Origin of the sequence: Marinobacter sp. S6332 (assembly GCF_023016045.1) — a bacterium.
GTDB lineage: Bacteria > Pseudomonadota > Gammaproteobacteria > Pseudomonadales > Oleiphilaceae > Marinobacter.
In genome coordinates this window covers 1-21,084 of record NZ_JALKAP010000016.1, presented here as the reverse complement: position 1 = coordinate 21,084, position 21,084 = coordinate 1, and the positions used below count along the sequence as shown (strand labels likewise).

The 21,084-nt window shown below is 52.1% G+C and carries 19 protein-coding genes; 6 read left to right on the top strand and 13 right to left on the bottom strand.

Going from position 1 to position 21,084, the window contains the following annotated elements; genetic code table 11:
* Window positions 1-55: 55 nt before the first annotated feature.
* Genes MWU62_RS17760 through gspE form a run of 9 tightly spaced genes read right to left on the bottom strand, consistent with a single transcriptional unit; the run spans window position 56 to window position 7,816 of the window.
* Window positions 56-586 (bottom strand): type II secretion system protein M, encoded by a 531-nt coding sequence (locus MWU62_RS17760; RefSeq protein ID WP_247116125.1) that lies wholly within the window; start codon window positions 584-586, stop codon window positions 56-58.
* Window positions 587-590: 4 nt separating this feature from the next.
* Entirely contained in the window at window positions 591-1,895 is a 1,305-nt protein-coding gene (gene gspL, locus MWU62_RS17755; protein ID WP_247116124.1) for a type II secretion system protein GspL, read from the bottom strand.
* A 2-nt stretch (window positions 1,896-1,897) separates the two neighbouring features.
* Window positions 1,898-2,908, bottom strand: a complete 1,011-nt coding sequence (gspK, locus tag MWU62_RS17750) for a type II secretion system minor pseudopilin GspK (RefSeq protein ID WP_247116123.1) — start codon at window positions 2,906-2,908, stop codon at window positions 1,898-1,900.
* A gap of 6 nt (window positions 2,909-2,914) precedes the next feature.
* Window positions 2,915-3,655 carry a type II secretion system minor pseudopilin GspJ gene (gspJ, locus tag MWU62_RS17745; RefSeq protein WP_247116122.1) on the bottom strand — a complete coding sequence of 247 codons (741 nt, stop codon included), beginning with the start codon at window positions 3,653-3,655 and terminating at the stop codon, window positions 2,915-2,917.
* A 10-nt stretch (window positions 3,656-3,665) separates the two neighbouring features.
* On the bottom strand, window positions 3,666-4,067 hold the full coding sequence (gene gspI / locus MWU62_RS17740) for a type II secretion system minor pseudopilin GspI (protein ID WP_320159687.1): 402 nt from the start codon (window positions 4,065-4,067) through the stop codon (window positions 3,666-3,668).
* Window positions 4,064-4,600 carry a type II secretion system minor pseudopilin GspH gene (gene gspH, locus MWU62_RS17735; RefSeq protein WP_247116121.1) on the bottom strand — a complete coding sequence of 179 codons (537 nt, stop codon included), beginning with the start codon at window positions 4,598-4,600 and terminating at the stop codon, window positions 4,064-4,066. Before gspH ends, gspI begins: the two co-directional genes overlap by 4 nt.
* A gap of 3 nt (window positions 4,601-4,603) precedes the next feature.
* Complete coding sequence (gene gspG / locus MWU62_RS17730; protein WP_200364416.1) at window positions 4,604-5,056, bottom strand: type II secretion system major pseudopilin GspG; 453 nt, start codon at window positions 5,054-5,056, stop codon at window positions 4,604-4,606.
* Between the two features lie 36 nt (window positions 5,057-5,092).
* Window positions 5,093-6,304 (bottom strand): type II secretion system inner membrane protein GspF, encoded by a 1,212-nt coding sequence (gspF, locus tag MWU62_RS17725; RefSeq protein WP_200364414.1) that lies wholly within the window; start codon window positions 6,302-6,304, stop codon window positions 5,093-5,095.
* A 3-nt stretch (window positions 6,305-6,307) separates the two neighbouring features.
* Entirely contained in the window at window positions 6,308-7,816 is a 1,509-nt protein-coding gene (gene gspE / locus MWU62_RS17720; RefSeq protein ID WP_200364412.1) for a type II secretion system ATPase GspE, read from the bottom strand.
* A 231-nt stretch (window positions 7,817-8,047) separates the two neighbouring features.
* Between gspE and MWU62_RS17715 the strand changes: the two genes are divergently transcribed.
* The 4 genes from MWU62_RS17715 to MWU62_RS17700 all read left to right on the top strand — a co-directional run bounded on the left by MWU62_RS17715 (window position 8,048) and on the right by MWU62_RS17700 (window position 13,603).
* Window positions 8,048-8,698: a type II secretion system protein N gene (locus tag MWU62_RS17715; protein ID WP_247116120.1), complete on the top strand. Its 651-nt coding sequence runs from the start codon at window positions 8,048-8,050 to the stop codon at window positions 8,696-8,698.
* 99 nt (window positions 8,699-8,797) lie between these two features.
* Window positions 8,798-10,414, top strand: a complete 1,617-nt coding sequence (locus tag MWU62_RS17710) for an FAD-binding oxidoreductase (protein WP_247116119.1) — start codon at window positions 8,798-8,800, stop codon at window positions 10,412-10,414.
* Window positions 10,415-10,428: 14 nt separating this feature from the next.
* Entirely contained in the window at window positions 10,429-12,054 is a 1,626-nt protein-coding gene (locus tag MWU62_RS17705; protein ID WP_247116118.1) for a glycerol-3-phosphate dehydrogenase/oxidase, read from the top strand.
* Entirely contained in the window at window positions 12,044-13,603 is a 1,560-nt protein-coding gene (locus MWU62_RS17700) for an FGGY-family carbohydrate kinase (RefSeq protein WP_247116117.1), read from the top strand. The genes MWU62_RS17705 and MWU62_RS17700 overlap by 11 nt, the downstream gene beginning before the upstream one ends.
* 44 nt (window positions 13,604-13,647) lie before the next feature.
* Here the strand turns inward: MWU62_RS17700 and MWU62_RS17695 are convergent, their stop codons facing one another.
* Together MWU62_RS17695 and MWU62_RS17690 are read right to left on the bottom strand one after the other, a co-directional pair.
* Window positions 13,648-15,219 carry a DUF4139 domain-containing protein gene (locus tag MWU62_RS17695; protein ID WP_247116116.1) on the bottom strand — a complete coding sequence of 524 codons (1,572 nt, stop codon included), beginning with the start codon at window positions 15,217-15,219 and terminating at the stop codon, window positions 13,648-13,650.
* A gap of 17 nt (window positions 15,220-15,236) precedes the next feature.
* The gene (locus tag MWU62_RS17690) at window positions 15,237-16,322 is read right to left on the bottom strand and encodes an endonuclease/exonuclease/phosphatase family protein (RefSeq protein WP_247116115.1); all 1,086 of its coding nucleotides are present in this window, start codon (window positions 16,320-16,322) and stop codon (window positions 15,237-15,239) included.
* 84 nt (window positions 16,323-16,406) lie between these two features.
* Between MWU62_RS17690 and MWU62_RS17685 the strand changes: the two genes are divergently transcribed.
* The gene (locus tag MWU62_RS17685; protein WP_247116114.1) at window positions 16,407-16,763 is read left to right on the top strand and encodes a c-type cytochrome; all 357 of its coding nucleotides are present in this window, start codon (window positions 16,407-16,409) and stop codon (window positions 16,761-16,763) included.
* Between the two features lie 15 nt (window positions 16,764-16,778).
* Window positions 16,779-17,792 carry a c-type cytochrome gene (locus tag MWU62_RS17680; protein ID WP_247116113.1) on the top strand — a complete coding sequence of 338 codons (1,014 nt, stop codon included), beginning with the start codon at window positions 16,779-16,781 and terminating at the stop codon, window positions 17,790-17,792.
* An 839-nt stretch (window positions 17,793-18,631) separates the two neighbouring features.
* On the opposite strand, the gene MWU62_RS17675 is transcribed toward MWU62_RS17680, so the two are convergent.
* Window positions 18,632-19,576: a hypothetical protein gene (locus MWU62_RS17675; RefSeq protein WP_247116112.1), complete on the bottom strand. Its 945-nt coding sequence runs from the start codon at window positions 19,574-19,576 to the stop codon at window positions 18,632-18,634.
* Window positions 19,577-19,922: 346 nt separating this feature from the next.
* On the bottom strand, window positions 19,923-21,005 hold the full coding sequence (locus MWU62_RS17670; protein ID WP_208006341.1) for an IS630 family transposase: 1,083 nt from the start codon (window positions 21,003-21,005) through the stop codon (window positions 19,923-19,925).
* Window positions 21,006-21,084 lie beyond the last annotated feature (79 nt).

The following is a 21,084-nucleotide window of genomic DNA, read 5'->3' as shown; positions in this document are numbered from 1 at the left end:
GATCTCGCTCCTGCCTTTGTCCGGAGCGACGACCCCGGAACCCCTTTACTCACAATCAGATTGTCAATGTTAGGCGAACGGACACTCGGCCGGGCCCACCAGAACTATCCAATGACGCCTGATCAATCACAACGCCATGCTTACCATTGAGCATTTCAAGCCAAGCTGCAACCTCCGCATAGGGAACCGCTTCCAACCAAACTCGAATAGCCGCATCGCCGCTTGGCTCAAAACGTTGCAGCGTAAGGCCAGACTCTCTTGCTGAGCGGGTAACTAACCCCATCAACGCACGACCATCGGCGGGTATATCAGCTGATCCTGCAGTGGGCCCTGCCCCACTGCTACCCAAGCGGCGGATAACCTGCTCATTGGATTGCATCCAGGTAACCAATTCCGAAGCATTTTTTTTGCTTGCAGCTGCCTTATCTTGAAAGCTAGAAACCGGACTCCAGATCATGAAATAGACAACCCCAATAAATAAGGCAATCGCCAGAACGCCAAGGGCTTGCTGGTCCCGTCTGGGAAGTTGGTCATACTGCGCAGTTAGTTTCCCAACTATAGGCTGTTCTTTCAGTTTTGTTAGCATGATTTCAGCCTCCCGATACCGTCAGGCGGCCACGGGCACCGCTGGCTTCGTTAACAACCGAGCCTATTTTTGCATCAAGCCCCTGACCAGACAGGCCGTTGCGTAACGTGCTTAGGCGGTCGTAGCTTTCCGCTCGCACATCAACCACCAATTCTCCCCGGGACTGGCTGTAATTAATTGAGTTAAACGTTACCGAACCGGACCCCGCCACCTTTGAATACTGTTGGCCTGTGTACTTCATAAGCGTTACAAAATCCACATCAGGGCCCTCGGACCCAGCCATGCGTAATTGACCTTCAATAACGCGCCTCACATTACCCGCGTGGGTTCGGCGATCCTCGAGAAAAGCCTGTCGGTAAACCGACATGGCCTCATTGCGTAGTTCTTCAGCTTGTTGCTGGTAATAAAAACCCATTCCGGCTTCTAGCGCCACCTGTACCACAAACCAAACTGCGGCTACGGCAATCAAGGGCTTCCAAGGCTTTAGCGGACTTTCCTTCCCTCCTTTGATGGAAAAATCCCGTTGGCAAAGATTGATAGGCCGACATAAATGGTGGTGATGGGCATGTGCCAACAGTTCAAGTGGCATTAACTCCAGCGATTCCCGGCGCACAGAAAGTCGGCCCGGCGCCATGAGCTCGCCCAACACGGCTTGTTGCTCTTCAAATTCGGCTTCAGTCCCGTAGATCACCACAGGGACTTCCGCAACGACATCTTCGGAAGGCGGCATCGCCAAGGTGTGTGCAAACATACCGAGGTTGGCAGACTGCATGCTAAGCCATTCGCCACGGTCGCTCGCCATCATCGCCGATTCGCCGTCTAAACAAATAGACCAGCCGCCATCTGTGACCGGGAGCAATGCGGCATCCGGATGTATGGCCTCCAGTCTTGCATGGGACCAACCACTAAACAGCTCAAGCCATTGAGCCATGCGTTCACGATCAACGGCAGCTACCCGAAAGCCCTCTTGAGTATGAAGGCCAAGCGCTAGATGAACACTGTCAATATCTTGGGCTATTTGCTCTTCAACAGCATAAGGCAAAGCTTGATTGATGAACCGGCTTTGCTTTGCCGGAATATCGGCCACACAAAACATGGCTTCATCGCCCGGAATCAGGCCCACCAGCAGCACATCATCAAGCCCGTTTTGACTCAGCGTTTGTTCGATTGTGTTGCGAAAATCGCTGCTACCCTGAGCCTGAGCGTCGCCGCCGGCATCATAAAGCACCCAGTTAAACAGCCGATCCTCCGAGTTTTCTCCGAGGTCCGTAAAAGGTGGTAAGGGTCGCACGTAAAGGCGATATGACATGGTTATCCTTCCGAAATTGTATAGGGCTCTTTGGTAACGCGATTCTTTTGCCCGGTATCCCTGTGAACCGTCCGGACATTACCTTCTTGATTGCGAAAAACCGTACTCACCATATTTACAACACGGTTATCGTAGGTAATCCGTGAAACAACTTCAAAAAAACGGGTTTGCAACCCTAAGCCTGCTGTACTGAGTCCTGATGCAGCCAACTCGGGAAGCGCCAAAAAATCTTGAAGATTTTCAAACGGCTCCTGATCACGCTTTTCAATAATAGACTCAGCTTGAGCCGCCGTCAGTTCTTCATAGAGCGACATCAATATTTCAGCCGTTGCTGTGTTCACGTTGATACCTAGTCCACTGACAGGCAAGGCGGATACGTGCGGCCGTAGTGCTACGTACACTTCCTCGGTCATACCTTCAATCAACCGAAGCTCTGACACGCTGACAAACGGTTGGTTTGCGGCCCGAAAACCGGGCTCTGCCATAAGGTACTGACCATCTTCCGCACCGTAGGCACTGATTGTTTGATCATCTGGATCAATCCAATCCACCAAAGCGTCAACCGATATGTCGGTAATGCCCAAAGCCATCAGCAAGCGTGCCACACGAGCTTTAGTCATAGGATCTACCTGACCGTTGACTGTTACTAAATCATTCAGGTTTATCCGCCCACCAAGATCATCTATCTGCACCTCGGCAACCCCGTTATCATCTAAAGGCAGAATAGCTGCATTCATTGCCCAGAACTCGTCCAAGCTATCAATCATTTGGCCGTTTTCTTTATCGTCTTCAAAGTCTTTTATAAGGATTTGACGGGCAAAGGCCTCAGCACCGAGTGCGATACTCTGGCCTTGTTGCTGCGCCAAATAATGCCCCGCTTTGAACACCCTTATATTTTGTTGCTGGGTCATTCCCGACGCCAGCATGACAACCAGCGCCATGGCGAGTAGAACCATGATCAACGCAACACCCTGCTGTGTTCTCGGGCCAGTTTCTGGGAGGCTTGTCATCATAATGTCTTAACTTCCCTGCCCCTGAACGCCGCCGTCTGCAGATTCCTCTTCATTCTCTTCATCCGCTTCTTCGCGGGCTTCATTTAGCTGGGTCAGCAAGCCCTGCGCGCTTACGGCGTCAAAGTCTGGCAATACAAAGGTTCGAACAATCTCGCCGAAACGTTCGTGCTCTAGGGTAATTTCTATCGCCAGAGGAAAAGGTATTTCCGGCCGGCTGTTCGGCGTTAACGCCGACATGGCCTCGTCAGTCGGCCATTGCTGCTGCCAGATATTCTGGTCATCCAAAAACCGCAAATCGAAGGCCATAACACCTTCAAGTAGCATAAGGTCCTGACTGTTGCCCTCTTGGCCCTGATCAACCGTTGGCCAATATCTGCGCCTAAGCTCGTTACCGGTATACTCCCAACCGACCCGCTGCAGGCTGCTGCGGCGAATACCGAGCGGGTTGCGCCAGCCTTGACGGGTTAGCATCAACGTAAAGTCATCCTCGCGGCTGGTAAAAGCTGGCTTGAAATCGCCGTAAAGGTCTCTGGCTGGTCGGTTTACTATCTGGGTGATGTCTCGTTCTAGAAGCAACATAGCGCGTTGCAAACCATCAAAACGTTCTGCCAGTTCATCCACACGGTCGCGGGAGAGAATGACACCGCTCAAAACTTGCCATACACCAATGCCGATAACCGCAGTGATGGTGATAGCGACAAGAACTTCTAAAAGCGTGAAGCCTCGCTGGCGATTCACTACTCTCATTTCCCGCCTCTCATTTCTCACCTATGAAGGCGGAAAGTGTGTGTACCGGGTAAGGGTCTGATCGGCCATCCCGGTAACGGGCAACCTCAACCTCCACCCGCCGCATTTTAGGCTCGGGGGTGGCAATAATTTTTGTTGTCACCTGCCAGTTGTAAGTGCCGTACTCTTTGTCTTCCGAGTTTTCAGAGATGCCGGGCAAGCTTTGCTCCAACCGGATTTCATTAATGCGATTGTCGGCGAGCCAGGCCGCAAGCGTTTTGTCGCGAATTCTCTCGTAGCTGGAAATGTATTGGCTACCCACCTCTGCGGATGCGGTTGCGATCAGGCCAAAGACCAGCAGGGCTATCATCACTTCTATAAGAGTGAAGCCTCCGACGGATGTCGAGAACTTTGCGGGGTTCTGCGGCCTCACCAGTTGTCTTCCTCAAGGCCGGGACGACGCCATTCGATGGGAGAGATCCCGTCGGTCGCCAAAATTTGGGTGTAATCTGTCTCGCTGCCGACCGTGAACTCCAACTCGAAAGGCGTAGTCTCGCCACTGGAGAAAAACACCACATCGGGCCGGAGTTCGTCTTCAGCCGACGCTAGCCGAGGCGCATCGTTTTCAACGAACCGAGTCGCTACTAACCAATCCGGGAAGCTTCTGGCTCTGAATATGCGCTCTCCTGAGACTCCCCAGTCACCCGTTTCGTCTTCGTAGGTAACAAACTGGTAGCCGTTTTCTTCAAACAGCAAGCCAAGTTCCCGGTTGTTGAGCACAGCTTGATCCGATGCGGTCTGCATTAACAGGTACAGTTCCCGCACCTCGTGCTGCAGTTCCCGCTGTTGTGAGTTTCCACCCATGGTGAAAACCGCCAGAGCTGCAAGCAGCCCCACTAGAACCAGGACAACCATTATCTCAATGAGCGTAAAGCCGCTGCTGTTTCCTGGTTCCACATAACGCATGAATTAGCCGCCGATGTTCCAGATACTGATATCAGCAGCGTCACCTTCACCACCTTCCTGGCCATCGGAGCCAAAAGAGTAAAGATCGTATGCGCCTTCACGCCCAGGGCTTACGTACTGGAACTCATTGCCCCAGGGGTCTTGCGGGATACTTTTCATGTAACCGTCGGGGTTCCAGTTTTTAGGCTCTGGGCTGCCGCTTGGGCGCGATTGCAGAGCTTCCAAGCCCTGCTGGGTTGAGGGATAGTGGCTATTATCCAATCGATAAATATCCAGAGCTTTCGAAATGTTGGTGAGCTGGGTTTCCGCTACGGTGACCTTTGCCTGATCACTCCGGCCCATAATATTTGGTGCTACTACTGCTACCAAAAGGCCGAGGATCACCATCACAACCATGATTTCAATAAGGGTGAAGCCTTGGCTGGACTGCGGCATGTTTACATTTTTCATCGTCATTACATCACTCGTTGTTGGCTTGAAATGTTAAAAATACTAACCGACCAGATTACTCATGTTCAGTATGGGGAGCATGATCGCCATCACAATAATCAGAACAACCACCCCCATTATCAACAGCATCATGGGCTCAAAAAGCCCAACAATGGCAGCTATCTTGGATTGCAGCGTGTTCTCCTGCATGTTGGCGGTGCGTTCTAGCATGCTATCCAGCTCCCCGCTGGCCTCACCGCTGGCGATCATGTGAAGCATCATGGGCGGGAAGTAGCCGGACTGATCCAGTGCCCGATGCAGAGACCCACCCTCACTCACTTTGCGTGCGGCATCCCGAAGTTCCTGACGCAGGTAGTCGTTGGACAACACCTCTCCGGCGATTCTCATAGCATCAACCAAGGGCACACCACTGGTTGTCAATATACTAAGCGTACTGGCATAGCGGGCGGTGTTAACCCCCCGAACCATTCCGGCAAATAACGGCAAATGCAGCAGACGTTTGTGAAAGCGCATGCGAAAGGCCGGTTTCGTGAGTGCGTAGCGAAACGCCATAAAGGCCGCAACCAATAGCACTAAGAGGTAGACACCGAAACTGGAAAGAAATTCCGACATAGCCAGCATGGCTTGGGTCAGCGCTGGCAGTTCCTGCCCCTGCTTCACGAAAACATCAATAATGTCCGGTACCACATAGGTCAGCAAGAACACCACAATGGCTATCGCCACAAAGCTTAGAATAATGGGATAAATGGCCGCTAGCTGTATTTTCTGGCGCGCTTCCTGCCGATTCTCTGTGTAATCAGCCAGCCGATTCAGAACCAAGTCTAGGTGCCCGGCATGCTCGCCCGCTGCAACTGTTGATCGGTATAAGCGCGGAAAAGCTTTGGGGAATTCGCCAAGACTATCTGCTAGCGTATACCCTTCCATCACTTTGGCGCGAATGGCGATCAGCATGCTTCTGATACGCGGCTTGGCTGTTTGTTGGGCCGTTGCAGATAATGCTTGCTCAATCGGAATGCCCGATTGAATCAAGGTTGCCAGTTGGCGAGTTACCAGCGCAAGGTCAGCGGCTGCCAGAGAGCCTCCACTGCTCAACGGGTTGCTGGGTGTGCGCTTCTGAACAGCCGGTTCAACCGTCAGTGGCGTGAGCCCCTTTTCCCTAAGCTGTTGGCGTACTGCACGGGGAGCATCGGCTTCCACCACGCCCTGCTTCTGTTTTCCCCGGGCATCTAAGGCCTTGTATTCGTAGGCTGGCATAGTTTACTGGCCCCGGTGCGTTACGCGGAGCACCTCTTCCACAGTGGTTACACCTTCCAGTATTTTGCGAACACCGTCTGAGTGTATGCTCGGGCCTTTCAGCCGCGCTTCTTTCTCCAGTTCCAGCTCACCCGCACGCTTGTGAATCAATGCGCTGATGTCCTCCGTTACCTCAACCACTTCATAAATACCGATTCGACCTCGGTAACCCAGCTGGTTGCAGTGCTCACAGCCTTTTGCCCGATAAATAGTTGGCGGCGTTGCAAAGTCCTGCTGCAGAAATTCACAGTGTTCTTCCGTGGGCGTATAAGGTTCACGGCATTCTTTGCACAACACTCTCACAAGCCGCTGGGCAACAATGCCGACCAGACTTGATGAGATAAGGAAGGGCTCGATGCCCATATCCATAAGCCGGGTGATGGCGCCAACGGCAGTATTGGTGTGCAGTGTGGAGAGAACAAGGTGGCCTGTGAGACTGGCCTGAACGGCAATTTCTGCGGTTTCTAGGTCCCGAATTTCACCAATCATCACCACGTCAGGGTCTTGACGCAGTATGGCACGCAAGCCCCTCGCAAAGGTCATCTCAACCTTGGGATTAACTTGAGTCTGGCCAATACCCGGCAGGTTGTACTCGATAGGGTCTTCGACCGTGAGGATGTTGCGGGTACGATCGTTTATTTCCTGAAGTGAGGCGTACAGGGTTGTGGACTTACCAGAGCCGGTCGGCCCGGTTACAAGCAAGATGCCGTACGGCCGATGAATGAGCCGGCGCAGTATCTTTAGGTCGTCTGGCGCCATGCCCAGTGATTCAAGGCGTATAGCCCCGGCCTGTTTATCCAGCAATCGCAGTACAACGCGTTCGCCACTGGATGACGGCATGGTGGAAACCCGGATATCCACTTCGCGACCCGCTACTCTCAGTGCAATCCGGCCATCCTGAGGCACCCGTTTTTCCGCAATATCGAGCTTTGCCATAACCTTTATCCGCGATACCAGCAGCGGCGCCAGCGCTCGTTTGGGCTGCACCACTTCCCGCAATACGCCATCAACTCTAAACCGCACAACTAAGCGCTTTTCGTAGGTTTCAATATGCACGTCGGAGGCGCTGCTCTTTACCGCTTCGGTAAGAATGGCATTAATAAGGCGGATGATCGGCGCATCGTCTTCCTGCTCTAACAGATCTTCTGTTTCGGGAACCGAGTCAGCCAGCGAGGCCAAATCCATGTCATCGCCAATGCCTTCAACCATCTGCATGGCTTCAGCCGAGTCGTTCTGATAAGCAGCATTTAACGCTTGATCAAAATGGTCGGGGTCGATTGTGGTAAATCGTGCACGGCCACCACTGATGCGGTTGGCTTCCGCCAGTGCAGAGTGAGGAGCGCCGGGCCTGACCAAAATAACCGGGTTGCCCTCTTCTGAGCGAGTCAGAATAACGCCGTTGCGCTTTGCAAAGGTAAAGGGAAGACGACCCAGCGGAGCATCCTGCGGCTGAAGTTCGGTTTCTGTGGTCAAGTTTTTCCTCGTTTTATTATCAGGCTTTCAGGGTTTTGTGCGCGCCCGCACACTCTGCAACCCTTTCTGTTTTATAGAGTTCAGGAAGGCTACCACAGGATATAGGCCTGCTGAATAACCCTGTACACTATACTCTCAATAAAAGACGCTATTCTGATAACCTGTGGTACTTTCAGTGTTTTTCTAGGTTACCGGTTTTGGCAGTTTGCGAACTTGCATTCAGGATTATCAATGCTCTCTATCAATCCGAAGATTCCACTCGCTCTGGCTCTTGTTGCGGGGTTGGCCATGGTGGGGGTTACCGCATGGCAGGGCTATAGTTTTTGGCAAGCGCAAAGCCAACAAGCGGCGCAAAGCCAAAAGGCAATTACACAACCCTTAACCGAAAAACGCAGCGCGCCAAACGTTGCACTCTCATCGTTAGAGTTTTTTGGCACAGCACAACTTGATGGAACGGACATAGAGGAAGACACTGAGGACTTACCCGAAACCAACCTCAGAATTTTTCTCCGTGGCGTCTTGGCAGCCGACGGCGACTTCCCCGGCAGTGCGCTCATTGAAGATGACAAAAGCAAAACAGATGTTTTCCTTGTGGGTGACGAGCTTCCCGGCAATGCAAAACTCCGTTCTGTGCACGCTAACCGCGTTATTCTTGACCGCGGTGGAAAATTGGAAAACCTGTATTTCCCGGAATCTGATGACAACTCCGGTGTAAGCTTTTCTGCTGACGTTGGCAGCACCTCGCAATACGAAGAACCAGTCGATACCACTAACACATCTACCCAACCCTCAGCCCCACCTGCAGCAAACAACCAGCCCCGCCGCGAAGAAATACGCAAGCGCTTGGAACAGCTTCGGGAACGCCTGCGCAGTAACGGTTAATGTCGGCAAATGACACCTGCAATGTCGCCATGAGACATGCGTGAGCGCTGGCTATACCGATAGAATGCAATCCATTCAATTAGAAGGGAGTGTATTTTGATGCGACGTTGGAACGGTTGGGGCGAGGAAACATTCAATCTGGAGCTCCCGGCACAGGGGCAGAATTTTCTTGCAGAGCGTGTGGGTGCAAGCCACGCTCTTGAAGACGTATCTCTGGAGTCTGTCTGCGCTAAGGTTCCGGAGTCACGCCTACCGGCTGACGACACGGTTGCTAAGCTCATCGACACCAGTCCAGAAACTCGCGTGCGCCACGCCCGCGGCCAAAGTTTGGCAGACTGGTTGGCCATGCGCAGTGGCGAGTTCGGTGTTTTTCCAGATGGCGTTGCCCGCCCCGAAACCAGCCTCGACGTGCAGAACCTACTTCACTACGCACAGGCGCATAACATCGAGCTGATTCCATACGGCGGTGGCACCAGTGTTGCTGGGCATATCAACCCGCTGGCAGGCGATAAGCCTGTGCTTACAGTGGATATGGGTGGCATGAACCGCCTCATTGACCTAGACAGGGAAAGCCAAATCGCGACCTTTGGTGCGGGTACACCGGGGCCTCTTGTTGAATCCCAGTTGCGGGCTCATGGCTACACACTCGGGCACTTTCCCCAATCCTTTGAGCTCTCAACCATTGGTGGTTGGGTGGCCTCGCGGTCGAGCGGTCAGCAATCCTTGCGCTACGGGCGCATTGAGCAATTGTTTGCCGGCGGTCAGATTGAAACACTCAAAGGCACTCTGGAGTTGCCCACCATTCCGGCATCCAGCGCTGGGCCTGACATTCGCGAAATGATTCTGGGCTCCGAGGGCCGCATTGGCTTGATCACAGAAGTGAAGGTTCGGGTCAGCCGCCTGCCAGAACAAGAAAGTTTTCACGTTGTATTCTTCCCGGATTGGGATAGAGCGCGCACAGCCTGTCGAAAATTGGTTCAAAACCGTACCCAGCTTTCCATGCTGCGCCTCAGCAACGCCATAGAAACCGAAACCCAGCTGGCCTTGGCCGGGCATCCACAACTCATTGGCATGCTTGAAAAAGTACTCTCTCTGCGCGGCGCGGATGAAGGCAAGTGTATGATGACGTTCGGTCTCACTGGCAGTAAACACCAGTGCGCCAGCGCCAAGCAAGAAGCCAAGCGTATCTGTTCAGAATATAAAGGTGTTTACACAGGCACACGGCTCGGAAAGAAATGGGCGGAAAAGCGGTTCACCATGCCGTATCTCAGAGAAGCGTTATGGCAGATGGGCTACGCCGTAGATACGTTAGAAACCGCCACCGACTGGGATAACGTAGACACATTGTTGGGCCTTATGGAAAACAGTTTGCGCAACGGGCTTCAAGCCAGAGACGAAAGCAAAAACGAGCGCACCCATGTATTTACCCACCTGTCCCATTTTTACGGACAGGGCTGTAGCATCTACACCACCTATGTTTTCCGTGTTGCGGACAGTTACGAGGAGACGTTGGCCCGCTGGAAACATCTGAAAAACACCACCTCAGAACTGATCGTCCGTAACCGCGGCACCATTAGCCACCAGCACGGTGTCGGCAAAGACCATGCGCCCTTCTTGCCGGTGGAAAAAGGTGAGTTGGGAATGCTCGCAATCCGTTCCCTGTGCCAAACCTTCGATCCGGAAGGCATTCTCAACCCCAAAACCTTGTTGGAGTGAGCGGAGTGACCCAGATGAAGCGTCGAGACATACTGCTCAGAGAGCTTCAAAGCGGCCGCCATACCTTTGATGTTGTGGTGGTGGGAGGCGGCATTACCGGCGCGGGTATAGCTCGAGAAGCTGCCGGTAGCGGCTTGAAAACGCTGCTTGTAGAGCAAAAGGACTTTGCCTGGGGAACCTCCAGCCGCTCCTCGAAAATGGTGCATGGAGGCCTTCGGTATCTGGGCAGCGGCCAATACCGGCTTACCAGAGACGCTGTTACCGAGCGGCAAAGGTTAATGGCTGAGGCGCCCGGGCTTATAGAACCTCTGCGCTTCATCATGCCGCACTTTCAACGCCAATTCCCCGGGCCAAGACTGTTTCAGATTTTGCTTCGGATTTACGACTGGATCTCCCGTTCCAAGTCCCGTCACTTTCTGACTCCGGGCGAAACGCTGCAATGGGTACCCGGCCTCAATACCGAGAAAATGACGGGCGCCAGCGGCTTTACCGACGCTGTAACCGATGATGCTCGCCTGGTGCAAAGGGTTATCGCAGAGGCTTGCCACGACGGCGCCTGGTGCTTGAACTACCTTAAAGCCGCAAGAGTAATCCGCACCGATGGACAAGTCAGTGGCCTTGAGCTTCAGGCCGAGGGCAATGCCCAACCGTTTACTGTTGATTCGCCGCTGGTTATCAACGCCACCGGGGTTTGGGCCGACCGGCTCCAGCAGCCGGAGAGCGACGAACAGCCCATGACCATACGACCACTGCGCGGCAGCCATCTGGTTCTTCCGTGGCAGACGTTGCCGGTTTCCTGCTCTGTTTCCCTGTTCCACCCGGACGACAAACGCCCGGTTTTCGCCTTTCCTTGGGCCGGCACAACCGTATTAGGGACAACGGATCTTGATCATAAAGAAGATCTGGATATAGAGCCGCGCATCAGCAGTGAAGAAGTCGATTACCTCCTGCGTATATCGAGCAGATTATTCCCCAGTGCCGTAGTCACCAAACGTGATGTTCTCTCAACTTGGGCAGGCGTTCGGCCGGTTGTTACCTCTGCACAAAAGACGGCGGAATCCAAGACGCCGTCCAAAGAAAGCCGCGAGCATGAATTCCGGGAAGACAAAGGCTTAATCAGCATCGCAGGCGGCAAACTCACTACCTTTCGCCTGATCGCACGAGAAGCCCTTACCCGAGGCATGAGCACTAAAGATAGGCTGCGGCCAGAGCGTGATCCGGTATTCCGACCCACGCCTTCACCTGAAAAGCCCGGCAATATAAGCCATCAGAATTGGCAACGGCTAGTCGGGTTTTATGGATCAGATCTGCCCTCTGTGCTAAAGGCTGGTCCACTGGAACCTGTTCAACCAGATACGGCTTCCGGCCCTATACCGGGCGAATTGCTTTGGGCTGAAGTAATTTGGGCCTGCGAACAGGAGAGCGTAACGCATCTGGATGATCTGATGCTACGCCGTACCCGACTTGGCTTAATCCTTCCCCATGGTGGAAAGCTGTTGCTTCCAAAACTAAGACAATACTGCCAAAGCGCCTTGAGCTGGGCCGATGAACAATGGTGCGCGGAAGAGGCCCGATATCTCGCCCTTTGGCGCGAAGCCTATTCTCTCCCGCTCCAGCCGGGGTTGTCACATGCCTTCTGATCCACTGATTCTGGCTATCGATAATGGCACCCAAAGCGTACGCGCCCTGCTCTTCGATACCCGTGGCAACCTTATTGCCAAAGGCAGGCAGGAGATTCAACCCTATTTTTCAGAGCAACCGGGCTGGGCGGAACAGCACCCGGGGTATTTCTGGGAAAACCTAGGCAAGGCTTGTGATCAGCTTTGGGAGTCTACAGACGTCACGCCAGACAGAGTCGCGGGCGTTACCCTCACAACCCAGCGCGGCACCGTGATTAACCTAGACGAAGATGGCAAGCCTCTACGCCCAGCGATTATCTGGCTCGACCAGCGCCACGCTAAAGTCGATGGGCCAGTTAAAGGGCCTTGGGGTTGGCTCTTCAAACTGGCACGACTTGAAGACACCATTAACCGCTTTCGAGAAAACACTCAGGCCAATTGGATTGCCCAAAACCAGCCGGAAATATGGAAAAAAACCCGGCATTTTGTCTTGTTGTCAGGCTACTTAAATTATCGATTGACCGGCGAATTCCGCGACTCTACGGGTAGCCAAGTGGGCTATCTACCGTTCGACTACAAAAGACATCGCTGGGCTGGCAAGCGGGATTTCAAATGGAACCTTATGCCAATAAAGAAATCCATGCTGCCTAAACTGGTTAGCCCTGGCTCTACCCTCGGCCACTTGACCGCAGAGGCCGCTAAACATCTTGGCGTAAGAGAAGGCTTAGCAGTGATTGCAGCTGCTTCTGACAAAGCCTGTGAAATACTAGGATCGGGTGGCTTAACGCCGGATATCGGCTGTATGAGCTACGGCACAACCGCTACGATAAACGCCACCAACAAGCGCTATGTGGAACCGGTTCGATTGATGCCTCCTTACCCTTCCGCTTTGCCCGGTCACTACTCCACAGAGGTGATGATCTATCGTGGGTTCTGGATGGTGAGCTGGTTCAAGCGAGAGTTTGGCTTACGGGAGCGCGAACTTGCAGAGAAGCGCGGAATCGAGCCGGAAGAGCTGTTCGATGAACTCGTGCAAGCCGTACCTGCAGGCTCCATGGGCTTGATGTTGCAACCCTACTGGTCACCCGGCGTGCGCCAACCCGGGCCGGAAGCCAAAGGTTCCATTATCGGGTTTGGCGATGTGCACACCCGTTCGCACATTTACCGGGCAATTCTGGAGGGGCTGGCTTACGCGCTTCGGGAAGGTAAAGAAAAAATTGAAAAACGCAGTGGCGTTAAAATTCGAAAGCTCCGGGTAGCTGGCGGTGGCTCCCAAAGCGACGCCGCCATGCAGTTAACGGCCGACGTATTCGGCTTACCCGCTGAGCGCCCCCACACTTATGAAACCTCTGGACTGGGCGCAGCCATCGATGCAGCAGTGGGACTTGGCCTGCACCCGGATTTTGAAACAGCTGTGGCGGAAATGACCCGGGTGGGCGATGTATTTCAACCCAACCCGGAAGCGCGGGAGCTTTACGAAAGACTCTACTCTGAAGTTTACTTGCGTATGTACCCGCAGTTGCAGCCCCTGTATCAAAAAATCCGGGATATCACCGGCTACCCGAAATAAGCTCTCTGGATATGTGGAGGCACTTCCGTGCCCCTAGGTGCAACTTAAAGCCGCGGAAGTGCAGTTCCTTCGGGAACTCGAATTTCAAAACCGGATTTTAAAGTGAGCGTCTCGCCCGCAGGTATTTGTCGGTCCCAGGCCAGAACACCCTTTTTATCATCAACATCTCGCTCAACCGGCTCGCTGATGTCCAGCGGTTTAACGGTCAGAATGTCTTTTTGAGATACAGGGAGCCTATCAAAAACCCGTACCTGCACAGCCTGTGAATGATGGTTTGTAATCTCAAAACGGTTTTGTCGGCGCTGAACATTTTCACTTTTCCACATGCCTTCCTCACCGGTACGTTCAAGCTCGTTCACTACGGCTACCCGAACACCCTCATCTATCCCGAATCCGAGGGTGAGTTCTTCACCGTTCGTTAACGCTGGGAGCTGGGTTTCACCTAGGCTCTGGCCCTCTCGGTACAAGGTAAGCCGCCCGGCCGGTATGGGTGTTTCAGATTGAAATTTACCCGTTGCATGGAGGTAGCCGGTTGCATCCATTGCTGGCGCAGTCCAAATGGCAACTTCAACCGGGATCCTATGCTCCGCAACCGTTAACCGTTGGCCCGAAGTGCCGCTAGGAACATCCACTGGGTGTGACAAACGATAGCTTTGGGTGAATGTGCTCTGCCTTTCAACAACCGCTGCACTCTCTAACTCCATCCCCATAAGCGACTCCGCCTGCATATCAGCCATAGGCGCGGACGCCTTTGAACGGAACGCCAGCGGCTGCTCGGGGCTGACTACCCACGAATACATTGGTGGCATTGCCGTTCCCCTGCGGGCATTTGCAGTTGCAAGGCGCAGGTCCACGCCGTGCCAATCCATTCCGGTGGACTGCTGAACAACGGCCAAGTGTTCTAGCGCGACCTCACCACCAGTTTGACCCTTGAGTTCTGTTTTAAGGCGGGCGCTGTATTCGCTCCGCCACCGCGCTTCCGGAGTCTGAAACCTGAGGGTTACTTGCAGCTCACCGGATGCCGGGGCCTGATAGCGTAAACGTACTTGCTTGGTTGCCTTTGCGCCTTGTTTCACTTGGGACAGCTCCCGAGTTAAGCGGTCTCTCAGTGCGATATCATCTGTCATTCTCGCGCGAATAGCCCTTATCTCCCCGAGCGCACTCTGTGTTGTATCTTTCAAAGCGACGGCCATGTCATTCAACTCTGAGGCCGAGAGCTCATGGGGCGATTCAGCTGCATTGCTCATAAGTGTTACCTGCTGATTCCACGCTTGAATCAAGTCCTCTTTTTCCTGAATGTGCAAGGTAACCTCTGCCAGCTCCTTGCGGATTCGCCGGGTTTCATCCGCAACGAACTCTGCCTGCTCCATTCGGCTGACCTGAACCTGCTGGATTTGCAACCCGCTAATACCACTTATCTGAACTTGCAAAGTCTGGTCCTGAAGGCTGACGGGCAAGCCCTCAATATTGAGGATTCCAGCGCCGGAACCTACCTGCTCAGGTTCCTCCCAAGTCAGTTCAGCATGCGAGGGGTATAAGATGGCAGAGGTAATCTCTGCAGAAGCCAGCATGGGCGTCATCGCAATGGTCAGTGCAAATAGGCTGTGTTTAGTCATCGAAACTTTCCTTTTTTTTACTCACCCGGCTCTGGCACATCGTGTTTGCTCGCACCTTGCTCCCTTGCAAGCTCGCGCGCGCGGTTACGGTCGTCACCATCTTCGGCCAGAGGTTCTTGATCTTGCCCTCTCGCCGGAGCGAGCACCACCTGAGTCAATAACGGAAAATGGTCGGAACCGATGGAGGGAAGCCGAGTAATGGATGCGAGCGTAAAATGATGGCTGTGGAATAGATGATCAAGAGGCCAGCGCAACAACCGATAATCTGCGTGAAAAGTACTGTAAAACCCGCGCCCTACTCTTGGGTCCAGTAAGCCGCTGACTTTTCTGAACAAGCGGGTTGTTGGCGACCAAGCTACATCGTTGAGATCGCCGGTAACGATAATCGGCTCTTGGCTGTCGGCCACACTTCGCCCGACAATAACCAGTTCCGCATCCCGCTCTTTCGATTCATCATTTTCTGTGGGGCTAGGCGGGGCCGGATGTACAAAATGAATACGCACCTTATCGCCGGTGGATAGCTCAACCAATGCGTGCATCGAAGGCACCTTCTCCTCGATTAGAAAGCACACTTGCGTTTCGCTTAATGGCAGCCGCGAAAAAACATGCATGCCATAAAGGTTATCCAAGGGGCACTTGATGGTGTAAGGCATGTCGCCTTCCAACGCCGCCAGTTGATTTTCCCACCACTGATCCGATTCCAGCGTTACCAATACGTCCGGCTTATGCGTCTCGACCAGCGTGAGCAGGGCTTCTGCGTTGCGGTTAGGGGTAAGCACGTTGGAAGTAAGTATGGTCAAAGTGCGCCCGGGGTGCCTGTTGCGAGCGTCTTTGACCTCTTTCCGCCATATTGCCGTGTACGGCAGAATCCACCAAAGCTGGGCGAGCAAGGAACTCCCCGCGGCAACAACCAGCGTTTTGCTCAGGGGTTGCGTCAGATCCAAAAACACCCATTGAGCGACGAGTAGTAATGCCGCCAAAACCGCCAATTGAAGGCGTGGAAAATCAAAAACCCGAATGCTCCAGTGGGGATTACGCCAGAGGGGCAAGAAGGTCGCTACGGAAATGACCGCTGTGAATAGAGAGAAAAAGATGGTTAGCATCGGACCAGTGTAGCGCAACGTCCCGGATATTCGCACTAGGGCGTTGCAGTAGAAAACCCTGAATGGCCTTAGAGGGCTTGTGGCTTGATAACGCCAACAATTGACCGTTATCAAATAATAATTTTTCGAAAAGGCAGTGAAAATGCTAACGAGGCAACGCTAAAGCGCGGAAAACAATTGGCGGAGCGTGGCGACTGGTCGCGTTACGTTGTTTCATGCAAAAGCTGCCATGGTGCCGATAACCAAGGTGCTGGTGCTGTTTTCCCGGGCATTGCCGGTCAACACGCAGGCTACATAAAAACCCAGCTACAAGCGTGGAGAGCAGGTACCCGAAAAAACGATACGCAAGACCTGATGGGCTCCATTGCTCGCAGAATGAGTGATGACGATATCAATGCAGTCGCGGCTTGGCTTGCTAGCCAGAGCGCTTCGGCCAACTAAGAGGGTTTTCACATCATGATTCGCACTTTTAGCTACGTTGCGCTGTCGGGAACCCTATTGTTTTCCGCCACTGCCGCAGCGACCGACGACACTACGCAACAGTACATCAATACGTTGACAGAACTGGGCTACCCGGCTCCCAAAGCAAATGAGTTGGTGCATATCCCACCTACCATGGAAGATTTGGAAAACGCCAGCCTTCACCCTGAGCTGAAACGCGTCATTAGGCGGGGCTACGATCTTTTCACCAACACCCAACAACTAAGGGGCGAGAATGTTTTCAACAACATGAACTGTTCCAGCTGTCACATGGGTGAAGGCCGCATGCCCTTTAGTGCCCCGGTTTGGCCAGCAGCGGTGACTCTTCCCAACTATCGTGGAAAGAACGACCACGTGAACAATCTGGAAGAACGCATTGCAGGCTGCTTTACCTACTCAATGAACGGAAAACCCCCGGAGTACGGCAGTGACAACATGCTTGCACTGTCTGCCTACCACCAATGGTTGGCAAAGGGTGTCGCCATGTACCCGGAAAAACCCATCTACGGCAGGGGCTTTCCCGCGCCGGATCGCCCTGCGAAACTGAGCTATGCGCGCGGAGAAGCCGCATTTGAGGAGAATTGCTCTGTTTGCCACGGTAACGATGGCGAGGGCTTACGCGTAGGTAACCACACAGTTTTCCCTGCAATCTGGGGGGATATGTCGAACAACTGGGGTGCGGGCATCGTGCGGGTATTCACTGCGGCGGGCTTTATCAAAAACAACATGCCATTAGGCCAACCTAACAGCCTGAGTGATCAGGAGGCGTGGGACATTGCCTATTACATGAGCAATCAGGAACGACCACAAGACCCACGTTATACAGGTGATGTAAAAGACACTTTGGAAAAGACACAGGAGCGATTCCACAAGCATTCGATGTATGGACAAGCCCGGGAAACCGACGGACATGTTCTTGGGGATCATAACAACACTGGAGAGAAGCCATTCCTCAAACCAGATTCGGTTCGCCCAAGAACCTTTGAATAGATATTGGTTGGGCGCTGCGCAACCACTTGTGTAGCGCCTTAACGTTTAATGTTAAGTTGCCCACTCAATTTATTGTTTTACCGTTCTTTTAGGGGTCAGTTCACGAAACGGAAAAAATTGTACGCTAAGCCTTTGGCATCAATGATATCGACACCATTTTTTCCACAATTCATAAAGTTGCGCAGTAATTAGTCGACGACTGGCCCTTGCTAAATAATTTTCATTTCAGCATGAGTTGTGCTTTAAAAATTCAATTCTGCAACTACGCTCATTGGGCGAACAGAGCGAGAAATCCGCCGTTAATTCCAATAGCGGGTACGCGAATGAATATCAGCTCTTAGGGGAATATTATGAGACAGATAAGACCATTACGTTAGATCTTTGCAGCTTTATTGTTTGCCACATCACTACCGACTCTCGCGGCGGCCACGACTATAGAGCTGGTGAATGACAGCAATTCAGATGAAACTTTAATCAGATCGAATACGTCTGGAATTGTGACACCTCCAGCGCCAGATCCGTTATTTGCGAACGATACCAGCGTTGTTGTATCAGAAACCCCCGGCACCGTTGATGCAGGTGCTTTCACTTATCAAAGCTGCAGATTTAACTGGTCGGTAATTAAAGTCGGATCTCTATACCAGTTCTCAGATGGAGCTGAGCCTGCATCGGATTGTGAATCACAAGTAATTCTACAAAACTTTATTACTGGTGAGTATTCTGTACGATTTACCGTAGAATAAATTTTTTTAAACTGATATTACTAAAATTAATTCACTGTGTAACGTAGATATACATTGCACAGTGAATTATTTATAAGATATTGTCTTTTCGGCTATTTATTTAGTGAATTTGGGTACGTATAGCTCTCTGGTGGCGTTTATAGAATCATCCAACCTATTCTCGTAACCACTAAACCAAGACTGTTTTCGTATATCCTCCGCGTTCAGAATTTGACCCTCTGTAATACTTTTTGATCCAAACTTCTCTGCTGCATCCATAGCTTCATATAACAACATTATAAGAGGACTATCTGACATAAAATCCTCTGGTATCTCTCCGTTTTTGATTGACGCACTTTCATATGCTTTTTGAACGCCCGCGCGCTGGTGCGCATATTCAAAAGAGGTCCCTTTTTCCTCATTGCCTACAGCATCTAAAAATTCTATCCCAGCTTTGAACTTAGACGCCATATTCCCAACAAAAGGGTCGGAAAACTGATCCTTTTCGCTCGTCGGACCGCTGTAAAGTCCCATGGCAAGCCCCTGTTGTTGATTCATTTTATTACGAGCTATGGCCTGCTCATCTTTTGTGAACATTTCGCCTTGATTACTTGCAACAGCATAGAGTGCTCGCCTATCAAGCTCACCCAGTAACGAATTTCTGCTTTCTGCAGGTGCGTTATTTGGCGGATATGACTTTCCAATCGACTCCAGGCGCTCATAATTATTATCCATACTAGCGCGTGCATCTATCGCAACCTGGCTAAAATCTTTTCCAGCAGAAAATGTATCACGACCAGGCTCTTTGACACCTAATGCAATATTAGCAGCTGTAAATCCGTCATAGGTCGGCATAAACTGTTCGTAATAGCTAGGGGATTGACCGCCCCTGGACGCCTCTAGTGCTTTCCTGCCAGCATCTGAAATAGTAACGTCGTTATTACTATTTTCAGGACCAGCACTGTCCTTGATAGGTTTCTCTTCGACTCCAGATCCCGTTTTTTCCAAACTAGCGTATTTATTTTGCACTCCAAGTGGCTGGCTGCTTATGGTAGATATCACAACAATGCCTCCACTAAATACATATACGTGATTTGAACGAACCTTTGCATCAAGGTATGCACCCATTTTTTAAGCGTGGCGGACAATGGCCGCTTCTGCGTGCTTTGAAAGCCAAAGTTGGTTGACATCTCACTGATAACCATTCGAGAAAAACGCTGTTGGTTTGCCAATTGCAGTATGCAATTGACGCCCATACTCTAACCCCTTCGGAATACTCCCTACTCTTGTTATCGGAACTTACCGGAATAACTTTAGCTAATCGGTCAGCCTATCCAGCGGATTGCATCCGGCGTTTTGATCATTACCTAGTATAGTAGCTCCCTAGTGTAACGTTCGGTTAATTCGCTCATTTATTATCAATTAAACTCAGCTTTGCCCGAGCCACTGACGTCATAATCGATTCTGCGCTTTTATGCCAACGGAACGGCTTTGCCAGTTTTTCGTTGTGAACCTTGATGAACTTTTTAATCGCAGACTTTAATTCGCCGACGCTGGTGAAAATACCGCGGTATAGGGCTCGTCGTTCCAGTTGGCCAAACCAACCCTCGACCGCATTCAGCCAGGAAGCGCTCGTGGGCGTGAAGTGCAGCTTGAACCGAGGGTGCTCGGCCAGCCAAGCTTTGACTTCCGGCGTCTTGTGAGTCGAGCTGTTATCCAAGATCAAGTGCAGATCCAGACCCTTCGGAGTTTCCCGGTCGATCTGTCGCAAGAAGTCTAAAAACTCCTTGGCTCGGTGACGCTGAGTGATTCGTCCGATCACCTGACCCGTCAGCGTATTGAATGCAGCGTACAGGCTGGTTGTGCCATGACGTTTGTAATCATGTGTCTGTCGCTCAACTTGTCCCGGGCGAAGCTGTAATTTCGGCTGGGTTCGGTCAAGAGCCTGAATCTGGGTTTTTTCGTCAACAGACAGAACCAGTGCATTGTCCGGAGGATTCATATAAAGCCCGACAACATCGCACACTTTTTCAGCGAAGTGGGGATCGTTGCTGATCTTGAACGTTCTGAGCCGGTGCGGCTTCAAATCGGCTGCTTTCCAGATCTGGTGCACTTGCCAGCGCGTTACCCCGGCATGCTCTGCCATGAGACTGATACTCCAGTGTGTGGCCTCTTTCGGAACTTTATGGACTGTGTCGTCTAAAATTTTCTTGACGGTTTTACCGTCGAGTTTTCGAGGCTGGCCAGGTCGCGGCGCATCATGAAGCCCCTCAAGACCTCGATCACTGTAGCGTTTGCGCCACTTGAAGACCGTTTGGGTGCTAACCTGAAGAGACTCTGAGATTCCTTTTGGGGTCTGACCTTCATTCAGTAACAAAAGTATCCTGGCGCGTTGCGCCAGATGCTGGCTCAGCGTATTGGTTCGGCACCAACTTTCGAGTTCCAATTGATCGTTTACAGTCAGATTAAATGGCGCTGCGGGTTTGGGCACAATGGGAACCTTTTATTGCTGTTTGACGATTCCTATTATAACAAACATGCGCCAGCGAATTAACCGGACGAAACACTAG